We start from the raw sequence: 24,046 nt of genomic DNA on the forward strand, positions 1-24,046 counted from the left end.
TCTCCATGCTTTGCGGCATGGCGTGGAGCCTCGAGACGATGGTGCTCTTCCGCCTGCTGCAGGGTGTGTTCGGAGCGGCGATCGTGCCGCTGTCGCAGACCTTCCTGCTCGATATCAATCCCCGCGAACGCCACGGCCAGGCCATGGCCATCTGGGGCGCCGGCATCATGCTGGGGCCGATCCTCGGCCCGACGCTCGGCGGCTGGCTGACCGAGAATTTCAACTGGCGCTGGGTGTTCTTCATCAACCTGCCGGTCGGCATCCTCGCCTTCATCGGCATGGCCGCCTACCTGCCTGTCGTCGCCAAGCGCGTGCGCAGCTTCGATTTCTTCGGCTTCGCCATGATCTCGCTCGGCGTCGGCGCGCTGCAGCTGATGCTCGACCGCGGCGGCGAGGTCGACTGGTTCTCCTCGACAGAGATCTGGATCGAGCTTGCGCTGTCGATCACCGGCTTCTGGGTGTTCATCATCCACACGGTGACGTCCGAACGTCCCTTCATCGATCCGAAAATCTTCCTCGACCGCAATTTCGTGACCGGGCTCGGTTTCATCTTCGTCATGGGCGTGCTGATTCTGGCTTCGATGTCGCTGCTGCCGCCGATGCTTGCCAACATCTTCGGCTACCCGACCGTCACCATCGGTGTCGTGCTCGGCCCGCGCGGTATCGGCACGATGATTTCGATGCTGTTCGTCGGCCGCATCATGCACAGGATCGACGCGCGTATTCTGGTCGCGATCGGCTTCCTGCTCACCGCGCAGTCGCTTTACACCATGGCGAGCTTCACGCCGCAGATGGACAACTGGCTGATCATCTCTTCGGGCGTCATCCAGGGCCTCGGCATGGGCATGGTGTTCGTGCCGCTCTCGGCGGTGGCCTTCGCCACGCTCGACGCGCGCTACCGCACCGACGCCACCTCGCTGTTCAGCCTTGTGCGCAATCTCGGCTCATCGATCGGCGTCTCGGTGGTTGCGGCGCTGATGGTGCAGAACACGCAGGTCAACCACAGCGAGCTCGGAGCCTTCATCAACCCCTACAACCCCAACCTGTGGGCAGCCTCGCCCGCGGCGGCGAGCGGTGATCCCATGGCCCTTTCGCGGGTCGACAGGCTGGTCAACGTCCAGGCGATGATGATCTCCTACATCAACGACTTCAAACTCCTGATGGTGATGACGCTGCTTGCCGTCCCGTTCGTCGTCCTGCTGCGCAAGCCGAAGGCCGCGCCCGCGGGCGGCGCGCCGGCGGCTCATATGGATTGATGTTTTGGTGGCGGTCTCCGTGCCAGTCCCAATCACGCTGACATTGCGGCCATAAATGCAGCTCGGTTATGTCCGCCGAATTGACCGCTAAGCGGGCGGCGGCGAACGCAACTGGTTGTCGCTGAGTGTGCAATCGCTACATGCATTGCGGTCCGCAGAGGAGCGTTCCGCTCCTGGTGAAGCCGCTCTGAGGCCACGCCAACGATCGCCCGGCGACGCGCGCCGGCTGGTCAGAATGGATAGCCGCCGGGGTAACGTCCGGCCTGCGGATCAGTGTCCCTGGATGCAAAGAGCACGCGGGCTTTCCGGAGGCGGCGCTTCAGTTTAGCGGCCCAGCACCAGTGCCCAGTAGCGCAGGCTGGGATCGCGGCCGTCGCGCACGTAGGCCAACCCGAAGCGGCTGAAGTCCGGGTCGAGCATGTTGCGCCGGTGGCCGTCCGAATGCATCCAGATGTCGAACAGCTTTTGCAGGTCGAAACGTCCCTCGGCGATGTTTTCGCCCGCGGCGCCGCGCACGCCATTGCCCTTCATGCGTGAGGCGAAATCCTTGCCCCAGCCCGTGGTGTGGCTCATACGGGCGCGCGACGCCATGTAGCCGGCCTGCTGCAGCGCCGCCTGTTCGAGCTGCGTGTCCGGGATGAGCGCCGGCAGTCCGGCCGATGTGCGGATTGTGCTCAACGTTCCTGTGGCGGAAGACGACACGCCGGCGGCTTCGCCGGTCGGCAGCGGGACGCTGTTGCAGGCGGCAATGCCGCCGAGCGCCGCAAGGCCGATGGCCTTGAGCAATGTGCGTCTGTCGAGATTGGGGGAATCGGTGGTCAGGCTGGTCATCCGGCCTCTGATACCGGCGATCGTGGCTTTTGCCGGGCAGCCGATGAAAATCGCGTTATGCGGCGACATCGTCCGGGAGATCGGCTATCATCCCGGCGTTCTAGAAGTGGCAGCCACGGGCGGGCCACCCAGGCGGTGACCGCCCCCCGAGCGATACGGAGGACGGTTATGGCTGGTTTTCATGTCATGGCGGACGCGCAAGGGCTGCATGTGCAGCCCACGGTGCGCCACATCACCACGTCGGATCTATGGGACGCGCTAAGGCTCGGCGCCGAGGATTTCTGGGCCAAGCCCTCGCACTACGTGTTCCTGTGCCTGATCTATCCGGTCGTCGGCCTGATCCTGACGCGGTGGACCTCCGGCTCGAGTGCAATCCAGCTCGTCTATCCGCTGATGTCGGGCTTTGCATTGATCGGTCCCTTCGCGGCCATCGGCCTCTACGAGATCAGCCGCCGGCGGGAGCTCGGCATGAGCAGCCGCTGGCACCATGCGCTCGACGTGCGCCGTTCGCCGGCGCTGCCCTCGATCGCGGCGATCGGCGTCCTGCTTTTCGCGCTGTTCCTTCTGTGGCTGTTCACCGCGCAGTCGATCTACACCAGCCTGTTCGGCGCAGAGCCGCCCGCCTCCGTCGGAACCTTCCTGCGCGACGTGCTGACGACCGGCAAGGGCTGGACGCTGATCCTGCTCGGCAACGCTGCCGGCCTCGTCTTCGCGGTCGTGGTGCTCGCCACCACCGTGATTGCCTTCCCGCTGCTGCTCGACCGCGATGTCGGCGCCGTCTCGGCGATCGAGACCTCGGCGCGCGCCGTCATTGCCAACCCGCTGCAGATGGCGCTCTGGGGCCTGACGGTCGCGGTGCTGCTGGTGATCGGCTCGATCCCGCTGTTTGCCGGCCTTGCCGTCGTCATGCCGGTCCTCGGCCACGCGACTTGGCATCTCTATCGCAAGGTGGTGGAGCCGCAGGACATCCGGCCCATCCGCCGGCCGATGTAGGCCGCGCCGGCTCGAACAAAGCAGACGGCCCGAAACGGTTTACCGAGCCTGGTTCATGAAGATGTTCTTGAGGTCGCTCAAGGGGGCGGCATTCGTGGCCGGGCTTTGGGCTGTCGGCTGCATTGATACTACGCGTGCCAACGCTGACGAGTTGGTGCACTTTGAAAGCGCGGCCGTGAAGCCGACGCCGTTTCAGCAGCGCATTGCGCAACAAAACGGGCGAGCGCTCCAGGCCATTCCCGGCACGCCATTGAATGGGTATCTGACGCGACCGCCGGGTGAGGGGCCGTTCCCGGCGGTCGTCGTTCTCCATGGATGTTCGGGCCTATTCCCAACTGTAGAGAAAACCTGGTCGCAGCGGCCGTCTTCCTGGGGTTATGTCGTACTCGTTGTCGACAGCTTCAGCACGCGCGGTATTCGCGAGACGTGTGATCACGGCCTGCTCGCTGATGGCAGCCTGTTTGCTGATCGCGTCTATGACGCCTACGGCGCCTTGGAGTACCTGTCGAAATTGAGTTTCGTCGACCCGCAGCGCACAGCGTTGATGGGGTTCTCCGCCGGCGGGATCACAACGCTTGAGGCCGTGCAATCCGGTGGCGCCGAACAGCTTATGGAGCGTAAATTCAAAGCTGCGATTGCCTACTATCCGAATTGTTCGGCTACGAATGGCGACGTGGCGGTGCCGACCTTGATCCTGATCGGCGAGCTCGACGATTGGACCCCCGCCAAAAATTGCCGGGAAATGATGGCGCAGCGCAGCGGCAAGGGCAGCGCCGTGCAGCTTGATGTCTTCAAGGGCGCTCGCCACGCCTTTGCCTCCCCGTCATTCAAGACGGGCACCGAGCAGTATGGCCACCGGGTGGAGTACAACGCAGCTGCGGCCGAAAAATCGGCAAGCGACGTCCACACGTTTTTGAGGCAGGCCTTCAGCGGATAACAGCCATAGCCCTGATCATCCGATCTCAGCGCTGCGCCTCAGTCGCCATCTTCAAAGCCAGCGCCGTCAGCACCGTGCCCATCATCCAGCGCTGGACGACCAGCCAGAACGGCCGTCCGGCGAGGAAGGTGGCGATCGAGCCCGCCGTCACCGCGATCATGGCGTTGACGGTCAGGCTGATCGAGATCTGCGTCACGCCGAGTACCAGAAGCTGCGACAGCACATGGCCCGTGGCCGGGTTGATGAACTGCGGCAAGAGCGACAGATAGAGCACCGCCACCTTCGGATTGAGCAGGTTGGTCATCAGCCCCATGACGAACAGCTTGCGCGGCCTGTCCTTCGGCAGCTCGCGCACCTGGAATGGCGAGCGGCCGCCGGACCTTAGCGCCTGCCAGGCGAGCCACAGCAAATAAAGCGCGCCGGCAAAGCGCAGCGCGTCATAGGCATAAGGCACGGCGAAGATGAGCGCGGTGATGCCAAAGGCCGCGGACACCACATAGAACAGGAAGCCCAGCGCCACGCCGCCCAGCGAGATCAGCCCGGCCCTCGGCCCTTGCGACAGCGAGCGCGAGATCAGGTAGATCATGTTCGGGCCGGGTGTGAGCACCATGCCGAGGCAGATCAGCGCGAAGGTCAGATGGTTGGCGGCGTCAGGCATCGCTCGATCTCCAGCACCTGCGGCAGGGAAGGTCCGATGCCGGCGGGTACGGACATGTGCCTTGTGCCGCGCACGAGCGCAAGGGACTTGCCGGCGCCGTTCGTTGCGCCAGGGTGGGCAGCGCCGCAGGCTTTTGTAGCCTTTCTACTCACCGACGATCGAGGCTGCCGGACGAGGCGAGGTTATAGGATCGGCATGACGAAGGACGATCTTCCACGCGCCTTTCTCCCGCCGAAATATAGTGGTGGTTCGAAGTGCGATCGGAACAAGCTTGTCGCTGCCGCCGACCTTGGATCGGACCCGCTCGATCTCGATGATGTAACCCAAGTCGGTCGTTGCGTACTCGGAAATACGGTCAAAGCCGATAATCTCTCCGTCTCGGTAGTTGGTAGCGGCACGGTCCATCGTTTCGGCAGCCTTCTTCCATCCTTTTGCCGGCGGGCCGAATGGATTGGCGATGACGACGTCATCCCGTTGTGAGAAGAGACTTTTCAATGGTTCGGGATTGCCCTTGACGAAGGCATCCAAGGCTAAATGATCCTGCTCGATGAGATTCGCGAGGTCTGACAGCATCTCAGCATCCTCCGATGAAGGGGAAAGAGAATACTATCTGAAATCAAGCCCCTGATCCTGCCTTTTCGCTTCTTGGCGCGCCGGCGTCAGTTTATGTCCGTTACCCCACCACGCGCAAATTCGATAGCTCGTTCGCAATCTCCTTGAAATTGTCGGACAGCGTCGCGCCGGTTGCATTCCAGAAAAGCTTGCCGGGCTTGCTGGGGTCGGCGGGATCCTTGCGGAAGCGGGAGTCGGATGAGCAGGTCTTCAGGGCGTCCATCGCCTGCTTGTCGCGGGCGTCGGTCGCGGACATGTCGAGCGCAACCGTCATCACCATGATGTTGGCCGCCTTGGCGTGGTCGCAGAGCTTGGCCATCTGCTCGTTGAGCGCGTTGGTGTAGTTGCCCGAGGAATAGTTGAACTGGCCGATGTCGCTGGAGGTGCCGCCGAACAGGCGGGTGACCGAGGTGCCTTTGTAGCCGACGCCGGTATAGCCGTAGGCGGCATAGGTCGATTTGTTGCCGGCCGGATCGGAGTTCACCGTCGAATAGGTGTTCTCGCCGTCGGTGAGCACGATGACGACCTTGTCGTTGCCGCGTTCGGTCTCCGGCCGCCCTTCGGTGAAGGGCGCCGTGCTGGACACGGTGCGCCAGCCCCAGGCCATGCCTTCCGGCACGTTGGTGTTGCCGTTGGGCTGCATCAGGTCGACAGCCGCCTTGATCGCGGCCAGCCCGTCGGCGGTGGTGACGTCGGTGAGCGGCGTGACCGGCGTCGTGGTGCAGCTGTAGTTGGGACCGGCGCCCGTTGCCAGCACCGGCGCATTGATCGGCCGCGGCATGAAATACTTGGCCATATTGGATTGGCGCGTCTTGCCGGTGGTGCTCGACGGATCGTCGTTCCACCAGCTGTTGGCGGCGCCGTAGGTCACCGGGTTCGGCTCGTCGGGATCTTGCGTCACCTTCCAGTGGTTGCCGGGTTCGTCGGGCGCGAACATCGGCACGAACATGGTCGCCGGGTCGCCGACCCCGATGCCGGTGTTGTTCGGCCCGCCGGACGCAGGCGTATCGTCGACATTGTAAGGGTAGGGACGCACTTCGACGCAGCCCTGCCAGCTCGCGAACGGGCCGTAGGTGTCGTTGTAGTCGTATTCGTTGTGGCTGCGCTTGCAGGTGTTGTTGGACCGGTATTCGTCGCAGACGACGCGCTTGCTGCCGACGATGCGCTCGTGGCTGGTGACCACCTTCATGTCGCGATAGAGCGAAAAGCGGGTCAGTGCCTGGCCTTCCTCGGTCCCCCAGCCGGTGCCGTTCTTGTACCAGATGCCGTTGATCTTCTGGGCGTGCTTGTCGGCGGCGTTGAGCGTCGACCAGTCGAAATTCTCGTTGGCGACCGGCGACAGCCCGTAGACATCCATCCAGGAGGCGTTGTCGTTATCGGGCCCGACATTGACCGAAGCCGCGAAGGGCACCAGGCTGAACTGGACCGGCTTGTCGATCTGCTTGATCTGCGCCGCCTGCTGCGCAAGTGTGTCGACCAACTGCTTGGCGGCCTGTTTGAGCAGGTCGATGCGCTTCTGCCCCGTGCCGGATCCTTTCGTCGACATCGAGCCCGAATTGTCGAGCACCATCGCCACTTCCAGTGTGTTCTTCAAGCGCACCTGTGACTTCATCTCGATCTCAACGGGCTTTTTCGCGTCGACTTCGTCGACGCCGACGAGCATTGCCGAAGCCGGATAGAAATAGGGATGGTAGGTAAGAGTGGCGCTCATTGTCAGCAAGCCGCCGCCGGCCTGGCTGGTGGGTAGGGTGATGTTGAGCGCTACGTCCGCGGGGTCGATGGTGTTGAGGTTGGCGTTGAAGAAGTCGACGGCATAGGCCTTGATCTGGTCGTCGGTGGCGCCTTCCGCCAACCGCCTTGCGGCGGCAAAATTCGCCGCATCGAGCGCGTTGAGCACCATCTGTTTCTGACGGTTGAGTTCGGTGAAGTCGACCGCGATTGCGAGGGCGCCCATCAGCGGCACCATGGCGATCGCCGTCATCAGGGCATAGTTGCCGCGCCGGTCGCGGCAAAAGCGAAGCCAGAATTCGCGCATCTTCAGCAAGCGGTTGCTCTTTCGGATCAACTGACGATGCGCAGGTTCGACAATTCGTTGCCGATCGCCTTGAAGTCGTCAGAAAGCGTGGCGCCGGTCGAGTTCCAGAATAGCTTCGCCGGCTTGCTCGGGTCGGCAGGGTCTCTGCGGAAGCGGGAGTCGGAAGCGCAAGCCTTTAGCGCAGCCATGGCCTTCTTCTCGTCCGCCTTGGTGTCAACCAAATCGAGCGAGACCGTCATCACCATGATCCCGGCCGCCTTGGCATTGGCGCATAGCGTCTGCATCTGTTCGTCAAGCGCGGCGGTGTAGTTGCCGTCCGTATAGGTGGTCTTAGGCACCGCGGTGCTCGTATTCATGAACAGGCGCGTGACGCTTGCCAGTGCGGAATTGACTTTGCCTGTATAGCCATAGGCCGCATAGGTGGAACGGTTGTTGGCGTAACTGGCGTCGCTGATCGCGCTGTAGGTATTGGCGCCGTCGGTCAGCACGATTACGACCTTGTCGTTGCCCTTTTCGTTGTTTGGCCGACCTTCGGTGAAGGGCTCGTTGCTTGAGACTGTCCGCCAGCCCCAGGCGAGCCCCTCGGGTACGTTCGTATTGCCAGTTGGCGCCATAGCATTGATGGCGTCAGTCAGTTGCTGCTTCTGCGCACTCACCGTGACGTCCTTGAGGGGCGTGATTGGACTGGTGGTGCAGGCTGCGTTCGGGCCGTCACCGGCACCGGCCGAAGTCGAACCGTAAGGCTTCACCAGAAAGTACTTCCGCATGTCCGATTGCCGCTGAACCGCGGTTGGGTTTAATGAATAAGGCCAGTCTGCCCACCAATTGTTCTCGTAGCCGTAGCTCAAGCTGTTGACATCATTCGTGCCGTCGCGGTTGAAGTCGCGCCACAGCGTGCCGGGCTCGTCCGGAGCGAACATGGGCACAAAGAGCGTCGCAGGATTGGACGTGGTCGGCGTCGTGTCGTCGTCGTTGTAGGGATAAGGCCTCGCTTCGACGCACCCCTGCCAACTCGCATAGCGGCTGGTAGTGTAGACATATTGCGGGTCAGTCCAATGTCCGTCGGTGCATTTGCCCTTTTTGTTGTACGCGTCGCAGATGTACTGCTTTGAGTTCGGCACCTCTTCGCGACCCGATTCCACGGTCATGTCGGCATAAAGGCTGAAGCGGGTCAGGGGCTCACCCTTGGTATCGCCCCAACCGTCACCGCGTTTGTACCAGGCGCCATTGACCTTCTCGGCGTACTTGTTCGGATCGTTGGCGGCGCTCATCGTCGTCCAGTCGAAATTCTCGTGCTGGACCGGGGAGATACCATCTTGATCATCCAACTGTCGCCGTCATGCGTCGGCCCGACATTGACCGAGGCAGAGAACGGAACCAGCGAGAACTGCACCGGCTTGGAGATCTGCTTCATCTGCTGGGCCTGCAGCGCCAGCGTGTCGACCAACTGCTTGGCGGCGGCTTTCAGCAGGTCAATACGCTTCTGCCCGGTTCCCGAGCCCAGGGTCGACATCGATCCGGAATTATCCAGCACGAGCGCCACTTCCAGCGTGTTCTTAAGTCGGATTTCCGACCTCGCCGAAACATTGACTACGTGGTCGCCCGCAGTCCCGCCGAGCAGCATCGCCGCCGCCGGCAGGAAATAGGGGTGATATTTCACGGACGCCTCCAGGACCAGGGTGCCGCCGCCGGCATTGTTGTTGGGCAGCGTGACGGTCAGCGTCGTGTTGGCCGGAGACACGTGCCTGAGATTGGCCTCGAAGAACTGCTTGGCGTAGGCCTTCGCGTCCGCGTCGCTCGCTCCGCTGACGATCTGTTGCGCTGTCGCGACCCCAGCAGCATCTAGGGCGTTGAGCGTCTCCTGCTTCTCTCTAACCAGTTCCGTAAAATCGACGGCCAGTGCCACGGCACCCATCAGCGGCACCATCGTGATGACTGTCAACAGGGCGTAGTTGCCCCGCTTGTCGCCTATAAATCTGCCGATCATTGCGCTCAGCCCCCGCAAAAGACCCATACCGGTATACGACCATGGTCCTAGTTCGGTGCTACCATGGTCATAGATCCTTAAATTTCAGCTTGCCCGAAACGTTCAAGCACGCACCGCCATTTTGACGGCGTGTTAACCCTGCGCTTCCGAACGGGCGTGGTCGCGGCTCGTCCCGGCGGCGATGGCGAAAGCTGGTGACAGGATGGAGCGCTTCGGTTATGCGGGACCGGCCGTGGCGGCCTCCGAACTAAAAGGATGGCTGTCGCGGCTTTGCCTAGACCAGTCTCAGGATAACGGCATGGCGGACTCGCCAAACATCATCGCTTCGCTCACCGATCTGACGGAAAACTACGCGGCCATCCTGTGCGACGTATGGGGCGTGGTGCACAATGGCGAATGGCACTTCCCCGTCGCCGCGGAGGCGCTTGCTCGGGCGCGCGAGGCAAAAGTGCCGGTGGTGCTGATCACCAATTCGCCGCGGCGCAGCGACGACGTCGTTGCGCAGATGCATACGATCGGCGTTCCGGCAGATGCCTATGACCGTGTCGTCACCTCGGGCGACGTCACGCGCGACTTGATCGCCGAGGGTCCGAGGAAGATCTTCCACATCGGGCCCGAGCGCGACTTCACCCTCTATGACGGCTTGGACGTCGAACTCGTGGAGGAATTCGAAGCCTCCGGCGTCGTCTGCACCGGGTTCTATGACGACGAGGTGGAGAAGCCCGCCGAATACGCGGAACTGCTGCAGCGGCTGCGTGCCCGCAACCTGCCCTTCATCTGCGCCAACCCCGACATCCTGGTCGAGCGCGGCGAGCGCACCATCTGGTGTGCCGGCGCGCTGGCGCGCGACTACGCGCAGCTTGGCGGCCGCACGCTGATCGCCGGCAAGCCTTTCGCGCCGATCTACAACCTCGCCATGAAGGAGGTCGCCGGGCTGCTCGGCCACGCGGCCGAGCGCAAACAGGTTCTCGCCATCGGCGATGGCATGATGACCGACGTCAAGGGTGCCGCCGACAACGGGTTCGACGTGCTCTATGTCTCGGGCGGGATTCATGCGCGCGACTATGGCGACCCGCTGCGGCCGGATCCCGAAAGGCTGGCGGGATTCCTCACGACGCACGGTTATCGCCCGGTCGCCGTCATCCCGCGGCTGCAATAGGCGGGAAGCCGGACCATGACGGGCGCCCCGACATCACGCAGGTCGACATGACGCACGATTTCCAACGCATTTCGGCGGTCACGCCGTTGCCCGGGCATCTGCGCGGCGGCGTCGTGGCGATCGGCAATTTCGACGGCGTCCACCGCGGCCATCTGTCGGTGCTGGAACGGGCGCTGGCCGAAGCCGGCCGCCGCCGCGTGCCGGCCCTGGTGCTCACCTTCGAGCCGCACCCGCGCAAGGTGTTCAGGCCGGACGTGCCGCTCTTCGTGCTGACGCCGCCGCCGATGAAGGCGCGGCTCCTGGCCAGGCTCGGCTTTGCCGCCCTCGTCGAGCAGCCGTTCACGCGCGACTTCGCCTCGCTCTCGGCCGAGGCATTCGTGACCGATGTGCTGGAAATCAGGCTGGGCGTCAGCCATGCCGTCACCGGTTTCGACTTCCACTTCGGCAAGGACCGCCAGGGCGGCCCGGCTTTCCTGATGGCGGCCGGCGAGCGCCACGGCTTCGGCGTCACGCTGGTCGACGCCTTCCGCGACGAAGGTGCCGAGGTCGTCTCGTCCAGCCGCATCCGCGCCCTGCTTTGCGAAGGCAAGGTCGGGGAAGCAGCCGGCCTGCTCGGCTATCGCTTCACCGTCGAGAGCGAGGTGATCGCCGGCCAGCAGCTCGGCCGCACGCTTGGCTTTCCGACCGCCAATATGAAGCTTTCGCCGGAAGCCACTCTGAAGGAAGGCATTTACGCCGTCCGCTTGCGCCGCGCCGATGGCACGCTCCATGACGGCGTCGCCAGCTTCGGCCGCCGGCCGACCGTCGACGATAATGGCGCGCCGCTGCTCGAAACCTATGTCTTCGATTTCTCCGGCGATCTCTATGGCGAGATCTGCCAGGTGTCGTTCTTCGGCTATCTGCGCCCCGAGCTCAAATTCGATGGGCTCGATGCGCTGGTCGCGCAGATGAAGCGCGACGAGGCCGAGGCGAGGGCGCTGCTCGCAGGTGTGCGTCCGCTATCGGAGCTGGACGCCGCCATCTGTTTCTGAGGTCTGGAAGGCGCGGTGGCGAAGAGAAGCGTCAAAGCGCCTGCGTCCGGCTAGCAGATTGCAAACCTTGGCGATTGGCGAAACGCCCTCTCATGTCGTCATCCCAGGGTCTTCCCGACGGAGCTTCTGCTTCGCCTGGGATGACGATGTTGGGCAGGCTTCGGCCGATCGCGAAGGTCGAGTACCCTATCGCTTGAGCGCCAGCCCGGTGGCAATGAAGCTCCAGCCTTGGAAGATCAGGTCGACGGCCAGGAACATGCCGAGCACCCACAGGCTGTTGACCGGCCAGCCCATGGCGATGATCAGGCCAAGCAGGATGGTGATGATCGCGGCTGCCAGCAGCCATCCCCAGCCTTGCTGCGGCCGGTGGTTCCAGGCGACCCAGGCCCTCAGCAGCCCGGAAGCAATGAGCGCGACGGCGAGCAGAAACGTCAGCACTGCCGAGGCGAGAAGCGGGTTGTAGAAGGCGAAAAAGCCGGCGACGGCATAGAGCAGGCCGCTGAGCAACCAGTAGAAGAAGCGCCCCCAGGTCTTGACGCCGAAAGCATGGATGATCTCGATGACGCCCGCCATCAGCATCAGCCAGCCGACGACATAGACCGAAGCGACGGTGGCGATGAAGAGATTGCCGAAGGCGATGCCGCCGAAAATCAGCAGCAGCACGCCGAGCGCCACGAACCATCCCCATTTGTCGCGCGTGCGTCCGATCGCGTCTTCCAGGGTATTGCCTTGCAAGCTCATGGCTTCGTCTCCCTGCAGAGTTCGCCGCGCATCCTGCGGTTGAAGGAAGGTAATCCCGATGTGATCACCCGTCCAGCGCGGTGGCTATTGCCAAGATGCACCGAAGCTGGTGTCATTTGACTTTGCGCAATGGAGGTACGGCGATGAAGCGATCCTATGGGCTCGCCCTGTTTTCCTCGGCTCTCGCCCTGTCCACTGTCGCTTCGCCTCCCGCCTTCGCGGCGCAGCCCGGCGATCCGCCGGACGGCATCGCCAAGATAGAGACGGTGGTCGTCATCTTCGCCGAGAACCGCGCCTTCGATAATCTCTATGGCCATTTTCCGGGTGCCGAGGGCATCGACAAGGCGAGCAAGGAAAGCTTGCAGCAGCGCGACCGTGACGGCTCGGTCCTGTCAGAGCTGCCGCCGGTCTGGGACGGGCTGACCGCCAAGGGCGTCACGCCGCCGGTGACGCAGGCAATGACCGAGCACCTTCCGAACGAACCGTTCACGGTGAACGACCCAAAAGGGTTCAACGTGCCGCTCAGCGTCGTGACGCATGATCTGTGGCATCGCTTTTACCAGAACCAGATGCAGATCAACGGTGGCAAGAACGACATGTTCGTCGCCTGGGCCGATTCAGGCGCCATGCCGATGAGCAACTGGGACGCCTCCGAGACCGATATGTGGGCCATTGCGCAAAAATACGTGCTCGCTGACCATTTCTTCATGGGCGGCTTCGGCGGCTCCTTCTTCAATCACCAGTGGCTGATCTGCGCCTGCGCGCCGTACTACGCGAATGCCGACAAGAGCCCGGCCAAGCCGTCGATCGCGGTGACGGACGCTAGCGGCACAGCGCTGAAGATCGCCGACAATTCGCCGAAATCGGCGCGCGACGGGATCCCGAAATTCGTCTCCGACGGCAACCTGACGCCGGATTTCTACGCGGTGAACACCATGCAGCCGCCATACCAGCCGAGCGGCAACGATCCGGCGCCCGGCGGCGATCGGCTGCTCGCGGATCCTAGCAAGCCCACCACGCTGCCGCCGCAGACGGAACCGACTATCGGCGACATGCTCAGCCTCAAGCACATAAACTGGGCGTGGTATTCCGGAGCCTGGCAGTACACGCTCGACCACGGCAACAAAACACCGATCCCGAACTTCCAATATCATCATCAGCCGTTCAACTATTACGCCAATTACGCTCCGGGCACCGAGGCCAGGCGCGAACATCTGCGCGACGCCGGGTTGGCTGGCGCGAGCTTCATCCAGGCCATCGATGACGGCGCCCTGCCGCAGGTCTCTTTCTATAAGCCGCAGGGCAATCTCAACGAGCACTCCGGCTATGCCGACATCCAGGCCGGCGACCGCCATATCGCCGATGTCGTGGCTCATCTGGAAAAGAGCCCGCAATGGCCGCACATGCTGGTCGTCGTCACCTATGATGAGAACGGCGGCATCTGGGATCACGTCGCACCGCCCAAGGGCGACCGCTGGGGACCGGGCACGCGCATTCCCGCGATCATCATTTCGCCCTTCGCCAAGCACGGCTATGTCGATCATACCCCTTATGACACGACGTCGATCCTGCGCTTCATCACCGAGCGTTTCGAATTGCCGGTCCTGCACGGCATCGTGGTTCGCGACAAGGCCGTAGCCGCGCATGGCGAGCCGCCGCTCGGCGATCTTACCGGCGGGCTTGACCTGAATTGAGGGCGCGTTTTCGGAGGACCAACATGGACGCCGACCGGATCGTCGCGCTGGTCACGGCTGCCGGCATCGAGCTCACCGACCGGCGCCGCAACGCCAAAGGTGATGGTTGGTCGCTTAGCTTCTCCAGCGGCGCCACCGTTGAGGTGGGTGACGACGGATCGGCACGCGTCGCGGGGAAGGGCTCGAAGGCCGTGGCCAAGCTGCTGGACATGTCGCACGCGCCGCGCGGCAGCTGAGCCGGGCGGCCGATCTCCATGCTGGCGGTCCGCGCCGTCTCTGTTACGGATCTTAAGTCAAAATTTACCGCACTGACGCCATGCCTTCTGCGCTGCCCGGTGTTCCTGCCGGCCTGTTTCGCGTAAGGGTTGACGATGCGTATTGTCGGGACGATTCCGCTGGTTCTCGCCTCTGGCCTGATGGCCGTCACCTCTGCCCAGGCCGGCGAGGGGAGCTGGATTTCCGGCGACTGGTACCTGACGCTCGGCGCCACCGGTCTCGTTGCCCCGAATTTCGAGGGCGGCAAGAAATATATGCTGAGCGCCCAGCCCATCATCTCGCTCGGCAAGGCAGGGCCGGAAGCGCGTTTCACCTCGCGCAACGACAACATCTCGCTGGCGCTGATCGACGACGGCAGCGTGCGCGCCGGCTTGACCGGCAAGTTCCTGTTCTCGCGTTCCAGCAAGGACGAATTGCAAGGCCTTGATCCGGTGCGCTGGGGCGGCGAGGTCGGCGGCTTCTTCGAATTCTATCCGCTGGATTGGGTGCGGGCTCGGGCGGAGCTCAGACACGGCATCCGCGCCCATAACGGCTTCGTCGCCGACATCGCGGCGGACGCCTTCTACGACGTCACCCCGACCGTCCGCATTTCCGGCGGCCCCCGTGTCTCCTTCGCCTCGGCCGGTTATTTCGACGCCTATTACGGCGTCAACGCCACGGAAGCTGCGGCCTCGGGCCTCAGCGAATACCATCCGGGCGGCGGGCTGAAGTCGACCGGGCTCGGCGGCGCGATCACCTGGAAAGTGACCGAGCCGATGACGGCCAGCGTCTTCACCGAATATTCCCGCCTGATGGGGCCGGCGGCCGATTCCAGTCTGGTCAAGGAGCGCGGCGACCGCGATCAGTGGACCGTTGGCGTGTCGACCACCTACCGTTTCAATTTCTCGATGTAAGTCAAAATACCGGCGCTTTGGCTTGAAATCCGCGCTTTATTCCTGCCGCGGCATCCGCTAAAAGCCACGCCATGACGAGCTTTTCGCGCCTTTTTGCGATCGCGATACGAATTACGGGCCCGGTGTTCCGGGTGGCCTGAGCGCCGCCGGAGCCGCCGGGACTTTTGCGCGCGGCCCCCTCGCGCTTTTTCCAGATGATGATAGTTCAACGCCCGAGCTATTTTGCCAACGGGCAATGCACATGGCAGACCAATGACCGACACCCCCGTGACCGATACTGCTGAAACCATCGACTATTCCAAAACGCTTTACCTGCCGCAGACCAATTTCCCGATGCGCGCCGGCCTGCCCGAGAAGGAGCCCGGCCTGGTCAGGCGCTGGCAGGACATGGAGCTTTACCGCAAGCTGCGCGATGAAGCCGCCGGCCGAGAGAAATTCGTGCTGCATGACGGGCCGCCCTATGCCAATGGCAACATCCATATCGGCCACGCCCTGAACAAGATCCTCAAGGACGTCATCAACCGCTCCTTCCAGATGCGCGGCTACGACGCCAATTACGTGCCTGGCTGGGACTGCCATGGCCTGCCGATCGAGTGGAAGATCGAGGAACAGTACCGGGCCAAGGGCAAGAACAAGGACGAGGTGCCGGTCAACGAGTTCCGCAGGGAATGCCGCGATTTCGCCGCCCATTGGATCAAGGTGCAGGGCGACGAGTTCCAGCGGCTCGGCGTCATCGGAGATTTCGACAATCCCTATACGACCATGGCCTATCACGCCGAAGCGCGGATCGCCGGCGAGCTTTTGAAATTCGCCATATCCGGCCAGCTCTATCGCGGCTCGAAGCCGGTGATGTGGAGCGTGGTCGAGCGCACCGCGCTCGCCGAGGCCGAGGTCGAATACCAGGACTATGAGAGCGACACGATCTGGGCGAAGTTCCCGGTGGCGAGCCTTGCCCGGCCGGTCGATGCCGCCGATGCCGCGCCGGCGCTGAATGGGACGGCACTCGACCTGCTGGAGGCGCATGTCGTCATCTGGACGACGACGCCCTGGACGCTGCCCGGCAATCGCGCTGTCAGCTTTTCGCCGCGCATCGCCTATGGCCTCTACGAAGTGACCGCGGCCGAGAACAGCTTCGGGCCGCAGCCCGGCGAGAAGCTGATCTTCGCCGACGCGCTGGCGGAGGACGCCGCTTCCAAAGCCAAGGTCACCTTGAACCGGCTTCACAACGTCTCCCCTGAACAGCTTGCAAGTCTTACGCTTTCGCATCCTTTCAGAGGACTGGGCGGCGGCTACGAGTTCCCCGTGCCGATGATCGCCGGCGAGCACGTCACCGACGATGCCGGCACCGGCTTCGTGCACACCGCGCCCAGCCACGGCCGCGAGGACTTCGATGCCTGGATGGATGCGGTGGCCGAACTCATCAAGCGCGGCGTCGACACCTCGATCCCGTTCCCGGTCGACGATGCCGGCTTCTTCACCAAGGACGCGCCGGGCTTCGGCCCGGACCGCGAGGGCGGCCCCGCGCGCGTCATCGACGACAACGGCAAGAAGGGGAACGCGAACCAGGCGGTGATCGAGGAACTGATCAAGCGCAACGCGCTGTTCGCGCGCGGCCGGCTGAAGCACAGCTATCCGCATTCCTGGCGCTCGAAGAAGCCCGTCATCTTCCGCAACACGCCGCAATGGTTCGTCTATATGGACAAGGACCTCGGCGACGGCACGACGCTGCGCAGCCGCGCGCTGCAGGCGATCGACGACACGCGCTTCGTGCCGGCGGCCGGCCAGAACCGCATCCGCGCCATGATCGAGGAGCGCCCCGACTGGGTGCTGTCGCGCCAGCGTGCCTGGGGCGTGCCGATCGCCGTCTTCGCCGATGCCGACGGCAATGTGCTGAAGGACGAGGCGGTCAACCAGCGCATCATGGACGCCTTCGAGCAGGAGGGCGCCGACGCATGGTTCGCGCCGGGCGCCAAGGAGCGCTTCCTCGGCAACCACGACGCCTCGAAATGGCACCAGGTGACGGACATCCTCGACGTCTGGTTCGATTCCGGCTCGACGCATGTCTTCACGCTGGAGGATCGGCCCGACCTCAAATGGCCGGCCGACGTCTATCTCGAAGGCTCCGACCAGCATCGCGGCTGGTTCCACTCCTCGCTGCTCGAAAGCTGCGGGACGAGGGGCAGGGCGCCTTACGAGTCGGTCATCACCCATGGCTTCACCATGGACGAGGAAGGCCGCAAGATGTCGAAGTCCCTCGGCAACACGGTCGTGCCGCAGGACGTGATAAAACAGTCCGGCGCCGATATCCTGCGGCTCTGGGTGGTGACGACCGACTACTGGGAAGACCAGCGGCTCGGCAAGAACGTGCTGCAGACCAATATCGACGCCTACCGCAAGCTGAGGAACACCATTCGCTGGATGCTGGGCACGCTCGCCCATGATGATGGCGAGGACGTGCCGCTGGACAAGATGCCGGAGCTGGAGCGGCTGATGCTGCACCGGCTGTCCGAACTCGACGAGGCGATGCGCCAGGGCTACGACGCCTTCGAGTTCAAGCGCATCACCCGCGCGCTGCTCGACTTCATGGTGGTGGAGCTTTCGGCCTTCTATTTCGACATCCGCAAGGACGCGCTCTACTGCGACGCGCCGTCCAGCTTGCGCCGCAAGGCGGCAGTGCAGGTCGTGCGCCATCTCTTCGAATGCCTGGTGAAGTGGCTGGCACCGATGCTGCCTTTCACGATGGAAGAGGCCTGGCTCGACCGTCACCCCGAAGCCGCCTCGGTGCATCTCGACCAGTTCCCGGCCATTCCGGATAACTGGAGGAACGAGGCGCTGGCCGAGAAATGGCGCAAGGTCCGGCAGGTGCGCCGCGTCGTCACCGGCGCGCTCGAGATCGCGCGCGCCGATAAACTGATCGGCTCCTCGCTGGAAGCCGTGCCGGTGGTCACCATCGACGATGCGGCGCTGGAAGCAGCCATCGCCGATGTCGACATGGCCGAGATGGCGATCACCAGCGATCTGGTCATCAGCCATGGCAAGGCGCCGCAAGGCGCTTTCACGCTGGATGACGTCAAGGGCGTCGCGGTCGTCGTCGAGAAGGCCCAGGATCGCGGTCTGGTCAAATGCGCGCGCTCCTGGCGCTACACGGCCGATGTCGGGCAGGATCCGGAATTTCACGATGTCTCGGCCCGCGATGCTGCCGTGCTGCGTGAACTGAGGGCGCTCGGGCGTTTGTAGGTGCATGTCGCCCAAGAGTGCGCAGCGGTTTTGGGCTAACGATATGCACCCATGAAATAAGTGCAAAAGTGCCACGCCGGGCGGCGCAAATTCGCCCGCGCGTTGCCCTTGACAAGTGGTTGAGGTAAACACGCGACACTCCGGCAGACAAATTGTCGCCGGATTTCCATCGCAAACGCGGGGAAGAAGGGGACCGCGCCCCTGTGGCCGGTGGCGACCGAAAGGCTTTAAAGTGGGACTTTTTGGCATGACCGAAAGAACGTTTGCGCGCGCCGCGCTGCTGGCGCCGCTTGTGGCATCGGCCATAGCCATGTCGGGCTGCGTCGGCTCTCCGACCTACGGAACCGACAAGACCGCCGCCGAGCAACTCGCCGACGACGTTTCGGGCGCCATCGCGATCACGCCGAAGCGCCGCGATCCTATCGACTATAAGCCGCGCCCGGACCTGGTGAAGCCTGCGCCGGGACAGAGGGAAACTCTGCCGCCACCGCAGGAAAGCATCCAGACGGCGAGCGCCGACTGGCCCGAATCGCCCGAGGCGCGCCGCGCCCGCATTCGCGCCGACGCGACCGCCCACCAGAACGACCCGAACTACCAGCCGGAAGCGGTCGAGGACGTTCAGACCGACCCGGTGGCGGTGAAGAAGGCTTTGGCCGATTCTGCATCCAGCCATCCGCCGCGCTGGTCGCCGGACGATTCCAGCGCGACCCGAACCGCCGAGATCCAGCGCCGCCTCGCGGAGCAGAAGCAGGGCAATCCCAATGTCCGCAAGTATTTGAGCGAGCCGCCGCTTGCCTATCGTCAGGCCGCCGACACCGCGCCGCAAAACGAGCTCGGCGAGGACGAGTACAAGAAGGAGCGCCGGCTCAAGGCGCAGGCGGAAGGCAAGAAGGGCGGCGGCTGGTTTGACTGGCTGGGGCTGTAAGTAGCGAATAGCGAATAGCGAATAGGTCTCTGTTGCTCACTACTCACGACCTGCTTCTTTGCTACTCACTGCTTGCGTCAACCATTCACCATTCACTGCCATTCCGCCTCTCGCGAAAGAACTCCTTCAGGATGAGGGCCGCTTCGCTTTCGCCCAAGCCGGAATAGACGTCCGGCGCGTGGTGGCAGGTGGGCGAGGCGAAGAAGCGCACGCCGTTGACCACCGCGCCGCCCTTCTCGTCGGCCGCGCCGAAATAGAGCCGGCGGAGTCTCGCGAACGAAATGGCGCCGGCGCACATGGCGCAGGGCTCGAGCGTCACATAGAGATCGTGACCGGTAAGCCGCTCGCTGGCGAGTTGCCGGCAGGCTTCGCGGATCGCCAGCATTTCGGCATGCGCAGTCGGATCGGCCAGCTCGCGCGTGCGGTTGCCGGCCTTGGCCACGACAATGTTGCCGTTGGCGATCACCGCGCCGACCGGCACTTCGCCCCGGCTTGCGGCCGCTTCGGCTTCCTTGAGCGCCAAAGCCATGAAATCCGGCCGCTTCACGCGCTTTGCATTCCGATTACTCCTCGCCACCCGACGGTGATCCTGTTATCTAGCGCGTGACCCTGAAAACCGGAATCGGTTTTTGCCGCGCTGCTGCATGCGCAAATCAAGATGACACTGCCTGCATAACGCGTCCGACCGGGCGCGTACGCCGCGGCAGTCCAAGAAGAGCAAGATCCATATGGACGACGACAAGAAATCATCACGCAAAGGGCCGGGCAAAGGCGGATCGAAACCGACGCCGCGCGGCGACAAGCCGTTCCGCCAGGGAGCGCGTTCGCAGGGCAAGCCCTTCGAGAAGCGCGGTGGCGCGCGCAAGCCTTACACGCAGCGTGACGACAGGCCGATGGCCGCCGATGGCGAGCGCCCCGCGCGCGATTTCAAGCGCAGCTACAAGCCGCGCGCCGTCGAGGGCGCGGAACGCGGAGAACGACCGTTCCGCAAAGGACCGCGCCCCGAGGGAAAGCCGTTCGAAAAACGCGATGGCGCCCGCAAGCCCTATACGCCACGTGGCGATCGGCCAGCGGCCGCGGAAGGCGAGCGCCGCGATTTCAAACGCAGCTATAAGCCTCGTGACGGGGGCGAAGGTGGAGAGCGTGGCGAACGACCGTTCCGCAAAGGTCCGCCGCGCGACGGCAAACCCTTCGACAAGCGCGAAGGGCGCAAGCCCTACACGCCGCGCGGCGACCGGCCGATGGCCGCCGAAGGCGAACGCGCCGAACGGCGCTTCGATCGCCCCAAGCGCGACTTCGGCGATCGGCCCAAGCGGGATTTCGGCGATCGGCCCAAGCGCGACTTGGCCGACCGGCCGCAGCGCGAAGACGGAGGCGACTTCGCGCAGCGCCCGAAGCGGGATTTCGCCGATCGAGCGCCGCGCGACAGCGCCGCGAGAAAGCCGGAAGGCGGCTTCAAGCCGCGCCCGCGGCCCTCAGAAGCAGCGCCGGAGGCCGGCGAGCGCATCGCCAAGCGGCTGGCGCGCGCCGGCATCGCCTCGCGCCGCGACGCCGAGGAACTCATCGCCGCCGGCCGCGTCAAGGTCAACGGCAAGGTGCTGTCGTCGCCGGCCCTCAACGTCATGCCCGACGACGTCATCCATCTCGACGGCACGGAGATCCCGCCGATCGAGCGCACAAGGCTGTTCCTGTTCCACAAGCCGGCAGGCGTGGTCACCACCAACCGCGATCCGGAAGGCCGCAAGACCGTCTTCGACGTGCTGCCGGCCGATCTGCCGCGGCTGATGACCGTGGGTCGCCTCGACATCAACACCGAAGGGCTGCTGCTGCTGACCAATGACGGCGGGCTGTCGCGGGTGCTCGAACTGCCGGCCACCGGATGGCTGCGGCGCTATCGCGTGCGCGTCCACGGCAAGGTCGAGGAGAGCAAGCTCACCGCCCTGCGCGACGGCATTGCCGTCGACGGCGTCTTCTACGGGTCGGTCGAGGCCTCGCTCGACCGCGAGCAGGGCAGCAATGCCTGGCTGACGATCGGCCTGCGCGAAGGCAAGAACCGCGAGGTCAAGAACATCCTCGGCGCGTTGGGGCTGGAGGTGACGCGGCTGATCCGCATCTCCTACGGGCCGTTCCAGCTCAACGAGCTGCCCGAGGGCCACGTGCTGGAAATCAAGGGCCGCACGCTGCGCGAGCAGCTCGGCGAGCGGCTGGTTGAAGAGTCCGGCGCCAATTTCGACGCCGAGATCCAAAAACCGTTCTCCAACAAGCCGGTGCGACGCAGCGAGCCGCGCCGCGATGAGGACGAGCGGCCGAAATTCACGCGCGAGGGCGACCGCCGGCCGATCGGCGAGGGCGGGCTGATCAAGGCCCGCAAGCGCCGTGAGGGCAGCCGCGACGAGGCGCTGAGCAAGCTTTCGACGAAGCCCGAGCGAGCCTTCGGCGAACGCGGTCCCCAGTCTCGCTTCGACAAGTCTGGCTTCGACAAATCCGAGCGCGGCTTCGGCAAGTCCGAGCGCGGCTTCGGCGGCAAGGCCGGCGGCAAGAAAGGCGAACCGCGGCCGATCGAACCGCCCGGCCAGCGCAAGGCCAATGTCTGGATGGCGCCGGGCGCGCGTCCCATCGGCAAGGGCAGGGCGGAGGCCGACGCCGCGAAGGCCGCGGAAGCGAAGGCGCGGAAGGCGTCGTTCAGGCCGGGCGGCAAGGGCACGCCGTTCGGCAAGCCAAGAGACGATCGGCCGGAGGGAAGCGGCGGCGACAGGCCGCGCGGTCCGAAGGGGCCGAGGGGTGGCAATGCGGATCGTCGGCGGTGAGTTTCGCGGGCGTCCGCTGGCGACGCCGCGTTCCAATGCCATCCGTCCGACCACCGATCGCACCCGCGAGGCGGTGTTCAACGTGCTTGCGCATCGCTATGCCGAAAAGCTCGAAGGCGGCCGTGTGCTCGATCTCTTCGCCGGCACCGGCGCGCTCGGGCTGGAGGCGCTGTCGCGCGGCGTCCCCTACTGCGTCTTCATCGAGGAATCGGCGGAAGGGCGCGGGCTGATCCGCGACAATGTCGAGGCCTTCGGGCTCACCGGGCGGACCAAAATCTTCCGCCGCGACGCGACCCATTTGGGCGAAGCCGGCACGCTGTCGCCCTTCGGCCTGGTCTTTGCCGACCCGCCCTATGGCAAGGGCCTCGGCGAGCGCGCGCTGCGCTCGGCAAAAGCCGGCGGCTGGCTCCTGCCCGGCGCGCTCTGCGTGGTCGAGGAGGCGGCGTCCGCGCCGTTCGAACCGGGCGCCGGTTTTTCCGTGGTGGACGAGCGCGGCTATGGCGACACGGTGATCCGGTTTGTCGAGGTGGGGTGAGGGGCACGTCCCTTCTCCCGCAAGGGAAAAGGAAATGACGCACGCGCCTCGAAAATGACGAACAAATCACTTTGCCTCGCCATGGAACCTTTTCTATCGTCGCGCGACCGAAACCGGAGCATTTGATGACATTGAACACCAGAGGCCTGCGCGCAGCATTCCTTGCCGGCGCGCTGGCGTTCGCGGCGCAGGTTCCGGCACGCGCCGCCGGCGAAGCCGCGGTCAAGGATTTCCTGCTCGAGAACGGCCTGGAAGTCGTCGTCATTCCGGACCATCGCGCCCCGATCGTCACTCATATGGTATGGTACAAGATCGGCAGCGCCGACGAGCCGCCCGGCAAATCCGGCATCGCGCATTTCTTCGAGCATCTGATGTTCAAGGCTACGAGCAACCACGCAGCCGGCGAGTTCGACCGCGCCGTGGCCGACATCGGCGGCTCGAACAACGCCTTCACCTCCTACGACTACACCGCCTTCCATGAGACGGTGCCGCCTTCGGCGCTCGAGGAGATGATGGGGTTCGAGGCCGACCGCATGCGCAACCTCGTCCTAACCGACGATGTCATCAAGACCGAGCGCGACGTTATCCTGGAGGAGCGCCGCTCGCGCATCGACAACGATCCGCAGGCAGTGCTGGACGAGGAGGTCGACGCGACGCTCTGGCAGAACCAGCCCTACCGCATTCCGGTGATCGGCTGGATGCAGGAGATGGAGCAATTGAACCGCGAGGATGCCAAGGCCTTCTACGACACCTTCTACCGGCCGAACAACGCCGTGGTGATCGTCGCCGGCGACGTCGATCCGGACGCGGTGAAGGCGATGGCCGAAAGGACTTACGGCAAGGTGGCGCGCGGGCCGGACCTGCGGCCGCGCATCCGCCCGGTCGAGCCGGAGCAGAACACCAAGCGCACCGTGACGCTGACCGATGCGCGCGTCTCGGTGCCGAGCTTTTCCACGCAATGGGTAGTGCCGTCCTATCACACCGCCAAGCCCGGCGAGGCTGAGGCGCTCGATCTCCTGGCCGAAATCCTGGGCGGCGACAACCGTAGCCGCCTCTACCAGCAGCTGGTGGTGAAGCAGGGCATCGCCTCGGGAGCCGGTGCGTTCTTTCAGGGCACCATGCTCGACGCCACCAACTTCACCGTCTATGGCTCGCCGCGCGGCGACGCCAAGCTTTCCGAGGTCGAAGCGGCGGTCGATGCCGAGGTCGCGCGCATTGCCAAGGACGGCGTGACCGGTGACGAGCTGGAGCGGGCCAAGACCCGCTATGTCCGTTCGATGGTCTTTGCTCGCGACAAGCAGGACGACATGGCCAATATGTACGGCTCGACGCTCGCCACCGGCGGCAACGTGAAGGATGTCGAGGAATGGCCCGACCGCATCCGCAAGGTCACTGCCGCAGAGGTCAAGGCCGCGGCCGCCCGCTACCTGGTGCTCGAC

General features: G+C 64.3%; 19 protein-coding genes and 1 pseudogene. 13 read left to right on the forward strand and 7 right to left on the reverse strand.

What is annotated here, in order from left to right; translation table 11 throughout:
* A partial coding sequence (locus tag EOA75_RS08020) for a DHA2 family efflux MFS transporter permease subunit (RefSeq protein ID WP_127324019.1) occupies positions 1-1,256 on the forward strand: 1,256 nt, incomplete at its 5' end.
* 324 nt (positions 1,257-1,580) lie between these two features.
* Here EOA75_RS08020 and EOA75_RS08025 read toward each other — a convergent pair.
* Complete coding sequence (locus tag EOA75_RS08025; protein ID WP_127324020.1) at positions 1,581-2,087, reverse strand: CAP domain-containing protein; 507 nt, start codon at positions 2,085-2,087, stop codon at positions 1,581-1,583.
* 168 nt (positions 2,088-2,255) lie between these two features.
* Here EOA75_RS08025 and EOA75_RS08030 point away from each other — a divergent pair, with 168 nt between their 5' ends.
* Both EOA75_RS08030 and EOA75_RS08035 read left to right on the forward strand, forming a co-directional pair.
* Positions 2,256-3,080, forward strand: coding sequence for a DUF2189 domain-containing protein (locus EOA75_RS08030; protein WP_127324021.1), 825 nt, complete (start codon positions 2,256-2,258; stop codon positions 3,078-3,080).
* 55 nt (positions 3,081-3,135) lie between these two features.
* Positions 3,136-4,017 carry a dienelactone hydrolase family protein gene (locus EOA75_RS08035; RefSeq protein WP_245466587.1) on the forward strand — a complete coding sequence of 294 codons (882 nt, stop codon included), beginning with the start codon at positions 3,136-3,138 and terminating at the stop codon, positions 4,015-4,017.
* Between the two features lie 25 nt (positions 4,018-4,042).
* Here the strand turns inward: EOA75_RS08035 and EOA75_RS08040 are convergent, their stop codons facing one another.
* The 4 genes and pseudogenes from EOA75_RS08040 to EOA75_RS08055 all read right to left on the reverse strand — a co-directional run bounded on the left by EOA75_RS08040 (position 4,043) and on the right by EOA75_RS08055 (position 9,309).
* Positions 4,043-4,675 carry a LysE family translocator gene (locus EOA75_RS08040; RefSeq protein ID WP_127324022.1) on the reverse strand — a complete coding sequence of 211 codons (633 nt, stop codon included), beginning with the start codon at positions 4,673-4,675 and terminating at the stop codon, positions 4,043-4,045.
* Between the two features lie 144 nt (positions 4,676-4,819).
* The gene (locus EOA75_RS08045) at positions 4,820-5,248 is read right to left on the reverse strand and encodes a nuclear transport factor 2 family protein (protein WP_127324023.1); all 429 of its coding nucleotides are present in this window, start codon (positions 5,246-5,248) and stop codon (positions 4,820-4,822) included.
* Between the two features lie 100 nt (positions 5,249-5,348).
* Positions 5,349-7,322, reverse strand: a complete 1,974-nt coding sequence (locus EOA75_RS08050) for a pilus assembly protein TadG-related protein (protein ID WP_164747315.1) — start codon at positions 7,320-7,322, stop codon at positions 5,349-5,351.
* A 26-nt stretch (positions 7,323-7,348) separates the two neighbouring features.
* A pseudogene (locus EOA75_RS08055) lies at positions 7,349-9,309 on the reverse strand (pilus assembly protein).
* A gap of 298 nt (positions 9,310-9,607) precedes the next feature.
* Here EOA75_RS08055 and EOA75_RS08060 point away from each other — a divergent pair.
* Together EOA75_RS08060 and EOA75_RS08065 are read left to right on the forward strand one after the other, a co-directional pair.
* On the forward strand, positions 9,608-10,468 hold the full coding sequence (locus EOA75_RS08060) for a TIGR01459 family HAD-type hydrolase (protein ID WP_127324024.1): 861 nt from the start codon (positions 9,608-9,610) through the stop codon (positions 10,466-10,468).
* A 47-nt stretch (positions 10,469-10,515) separates the two neighbouring features.
* Positions 10,516-11,499, forward strand: coding sequence for a bifunctional riboflavin kinase/FAD synthetase (locus tag EOA75_RS08065; protein ID WP_127324025.1), 984 nt, complete (start codon positions 10,516-10,518; stop codon positions 11,497-11,499).
* A 186-nt stretch (positions 11,500-11,685) separates the two neighbouring features.
* On the opposite strand, the gene EOA75_RS08070 is transcribed toward EOA75_RS08065, so the two are convergent.
* Positions 11,686-12,240, reverse strand: coding sequence for an HdeD family acid-resistance protein (locus EOA75_RS08070; protein ID WP_095784055.1), 555 nt, complete (start codon positions 12,238-12,240; stop codon positions 11,686-11,688).
* A 143-nt stretch (positions 12,241-12,383) separates the two neighbouring features.
* Here EOA75_RS08070 and EOA75_RS08075 point away from each other — a divergent pair, with 143 nt between their 5' ends.
* From EOA75_RS08075 to EOA75_RS08095, 5 genes are all read left to right on the forward strand, one after another.
* Complete coding sequence (locus tag EOA75_RS08075) at positions 12,384-13,934, forward strand: acid phosphatase (protein WP_245466588.1); 1,551 nt, start codon at positions 12,384-12,386, stop codon at positions 13,932-13,934.
* Positions 13,935-13,957: 23 nt separating this feature from the next.
* Complete coding sequence (locus EOA75_RS08080) at positions 13,958-14,170, forward strand: hypothetical protein (protein WP_066996644.1); 213 nt, start codon at positions 13,958-13,960, stop codon at positions 14,168-14,170.
* A gap of 135 nt (positions 14,171-14,305) precedes the next feature.
* Positions 14,306-15,103 carry a MipA/OmpV family protein gene (locus EOA75_RS08085; protein ID WP_095778378.1) on the forward strand — a complete coding sequence of 266 codons (798 nt, stop codon included), beginning with the start codon at positions 14,306-14,308 and terminating at the stop codon, positions 15,101-15,103.
* A 252-nt stretch (positions 15,104-15,355) separates the two neighbouring features.
* A complete protein-coding gene (gene ileS / locus EOA75_RS08090) occupies positions 15,356-18,340 on the forward strand; it encodes an isoleucine--tRNA ligase (RefSeq protein ID WP_206516976.1) in 2,985 nt (994 codons plus the stop codon).
* Positions 18,341-18,587: 247 nt separating this feature from the next.
* Positions 18,588-19,265 carry a hypothetical protein gene (locus tag EOA75_RS08095; RefSeq protein ID WP_127324027.1) on the forward strand — a complete coding sequence of 226 codons (678 nt, stop codon included), beginning with the start codon at positions 18,588-18,590 and terminating at the stop codon, positions 19,263-19,265.
* Positions 19,266-19,350: 85 nt separating this feature from the next.
* On the opposite strand, the gene EOA75_RS08100 is transcribed toward EOA75_RS08095, so the two are convergent.
* Positions 19,351-19,812, reverse strand: a complete 462-nt coding sequence (locus EOA75_RS08100) for a nucleoside deaminase (protein WP_066996659.1) — start codon at positions 19,810-19,812, stop codon at positions 19,351-19,353.
* 181 nt (positions 19,813-19,993) lie between these two features.
* Here EOA75_RS08100 and EOA75_RS08105 point away from each other — a divergent pair, with 181 nt between their 5' ends.
* From EOA75_RS08105 to EOA75_RS08115, 3 genes are all read left to right on the forward strand, one after another.
* Positions 19,994-22,072, forward strand: a complete 2,079-nt coding sequence (locus EOA75_RS08105) for a pseudouridine synthase (protein ID WP_127324028.1) — start codon at positions 19,994-19,996, stop codon at positions 22,070-22,072.
* The gene (gene rsmD, locus EOA75_RS08110; RefSeq protein ID WP_127324029.1) at positions 22,053-22,607 is read left to right on the forward strand and encodes a 16S rRNA (guanine(966)-N(2))-methyltransferase RsmD; all 555 of its coding nucleotides are present in this window, start codon (positions 22,053-22,055) and stop codon (positions 22,605-22,607) included. The genes EOA75_RS08105 and rsmD overlap by 20 nt, the downstream gene beginning before the upstream one ends.
* A gap of 125 nt (positions 22,608-22,732) precedes the next feature.
* On the forward strand, positions 22,733-24,046 hold a 1,314-nt coding region (locus EOA75_RS08115), incomplete at its 3' end, for a pitrilysin family protein (RefSeq protein ID WP_164747313.1).

The organism is Mesorhizobium sp. M1A.F.Ca.IN.022.07.1.1 (assembly GCF_003997575.1).
GTDB lineage: Bacteria > Pseudomonadota > Alphaproteobacteria > Rhizobiales > Rhizobiaceae > Mesorhizobium.

What these genes read in the sequence shown, in the direction of transcription:
- EOA75_RS08025 (WP_127324020.1), bottom strand. Translation starts at nt 2,087, where the DNA reads ATGACCAGCCTGACCACCGATTCCCCCAATCTCGACAGACGCACATTG.
- EOA75_RS08030 (WP_127324021.1), top strand. Translation starts at nt 2,256, where the DNA reads ATGGCTGGTTTTCATGTCATGGCGGACGCGCAAGGGCTGCATGTGCAG.
- EOA75_RS08035 (WP_245466587.1), top strand. Translation starts at nt 3,136, where the DNA reads ATGAAGATGTTCTTGAGGTCGCTCAAGGGGGCGGCATTCGTGGCCGGG.
- EOA75_RS08040 (WP_127324022.1), bottom strand. Translation starts at nt 4,675, where the DNA reads ATGCCTGACGCCGCCAACCATCTGACCTTCGCGCTGATCTGCCTCGGC.
- EOA75_RS08045 (WP_127324023.1), bottom strand. Translation starts at nt 5,248, where the DNA reads ATGCTGTCAGACCTCGCGAATCTCATCGAGCAGGATCATTTAGCCTTG.
- EOA75_RS08050 (WP_164747315.1), bottom strand. Translation starts at nt 7,322, where the DNA reads ATGCGCGAATTCTGGCTTCGCTTTTGCCGCGACCGGCGCGGCAACTAT.
- EOA75_RS08060 (WP_127324024.1), top strand. Translation starts at nt 9,608, where the DNA reads ATGGCGGACTCGCCAAACATCATCGCTTCGCTCACCGATCTGACGGAA.
- EOA75_RS08065 (WP_127324025.1), top strand. Translation starts at nt 10,516, where the DNA reads ATGACGCACGATTTCCAACGCATTTCGGCGGTCACGCCGTTGCCCGGG.
- EOA75_RS08070 (WP_095784055.1), bottom strand. Translation starts at nt 12,240, where the DNA reads ATGAGCTTGCAAGGCAATACCCTGGAAGACGCGATCGGACGCACGCGC.
- EOA75_RS08075 (WP_245466588.1), top strand. Translation starts at nt 12,384, where the DNA reads ATGAAGCGATCCTATGGGCTCGCCCTGTTTTCCTCGGCTCTCGCCCTG.
- EOA75_RS08080 (WP_066996644.1), top strand. Translation starts at nt 13,958, where the DNA reads ATGGACGCCGACCGGATCGTCGCGCTGGTCACGGCTGCCGGCATCGAG.
- EOA75_RS08085 (WP_095778378.1), top strand. Translation starts at nt 14,306, where the DNA reads ATGCGTATTGTCGGGACGATTCCGCTGGTTCTCGCCTCTGGCCTGATG.
- ileS (WP_206516976.1), top strand. Translation starts at nt 15,356, where the DNA reads ATGACCGACACCCCCGTGACCGATACTGCTGAAACCATCGACTATTCC.
- EOA75_RS08095 (WP_127324027.1), top strand. Translation starts at nt 18,588, where the DNA reads ATGACCGAAAGAACGTTTGCGCGCGCCGCGCTGCTGGCGCCGCTTGTG.
- EOA75_RS08105 (WP_127324028.1), top strand. Translation starts at nt 19,994, where the DNA reads ATGGACGACGACAAGAAATCATCACGCAAAGGGCCGGGCAAAGGCGGA.
- rsmD (WP_127324029.1), top strand. Translation starts at nt 22,053, where the DNA reads ATGCGGATCGTCGGCGGTGAGTTTCGCGGGCGTCCGCTGGCGACGCCG.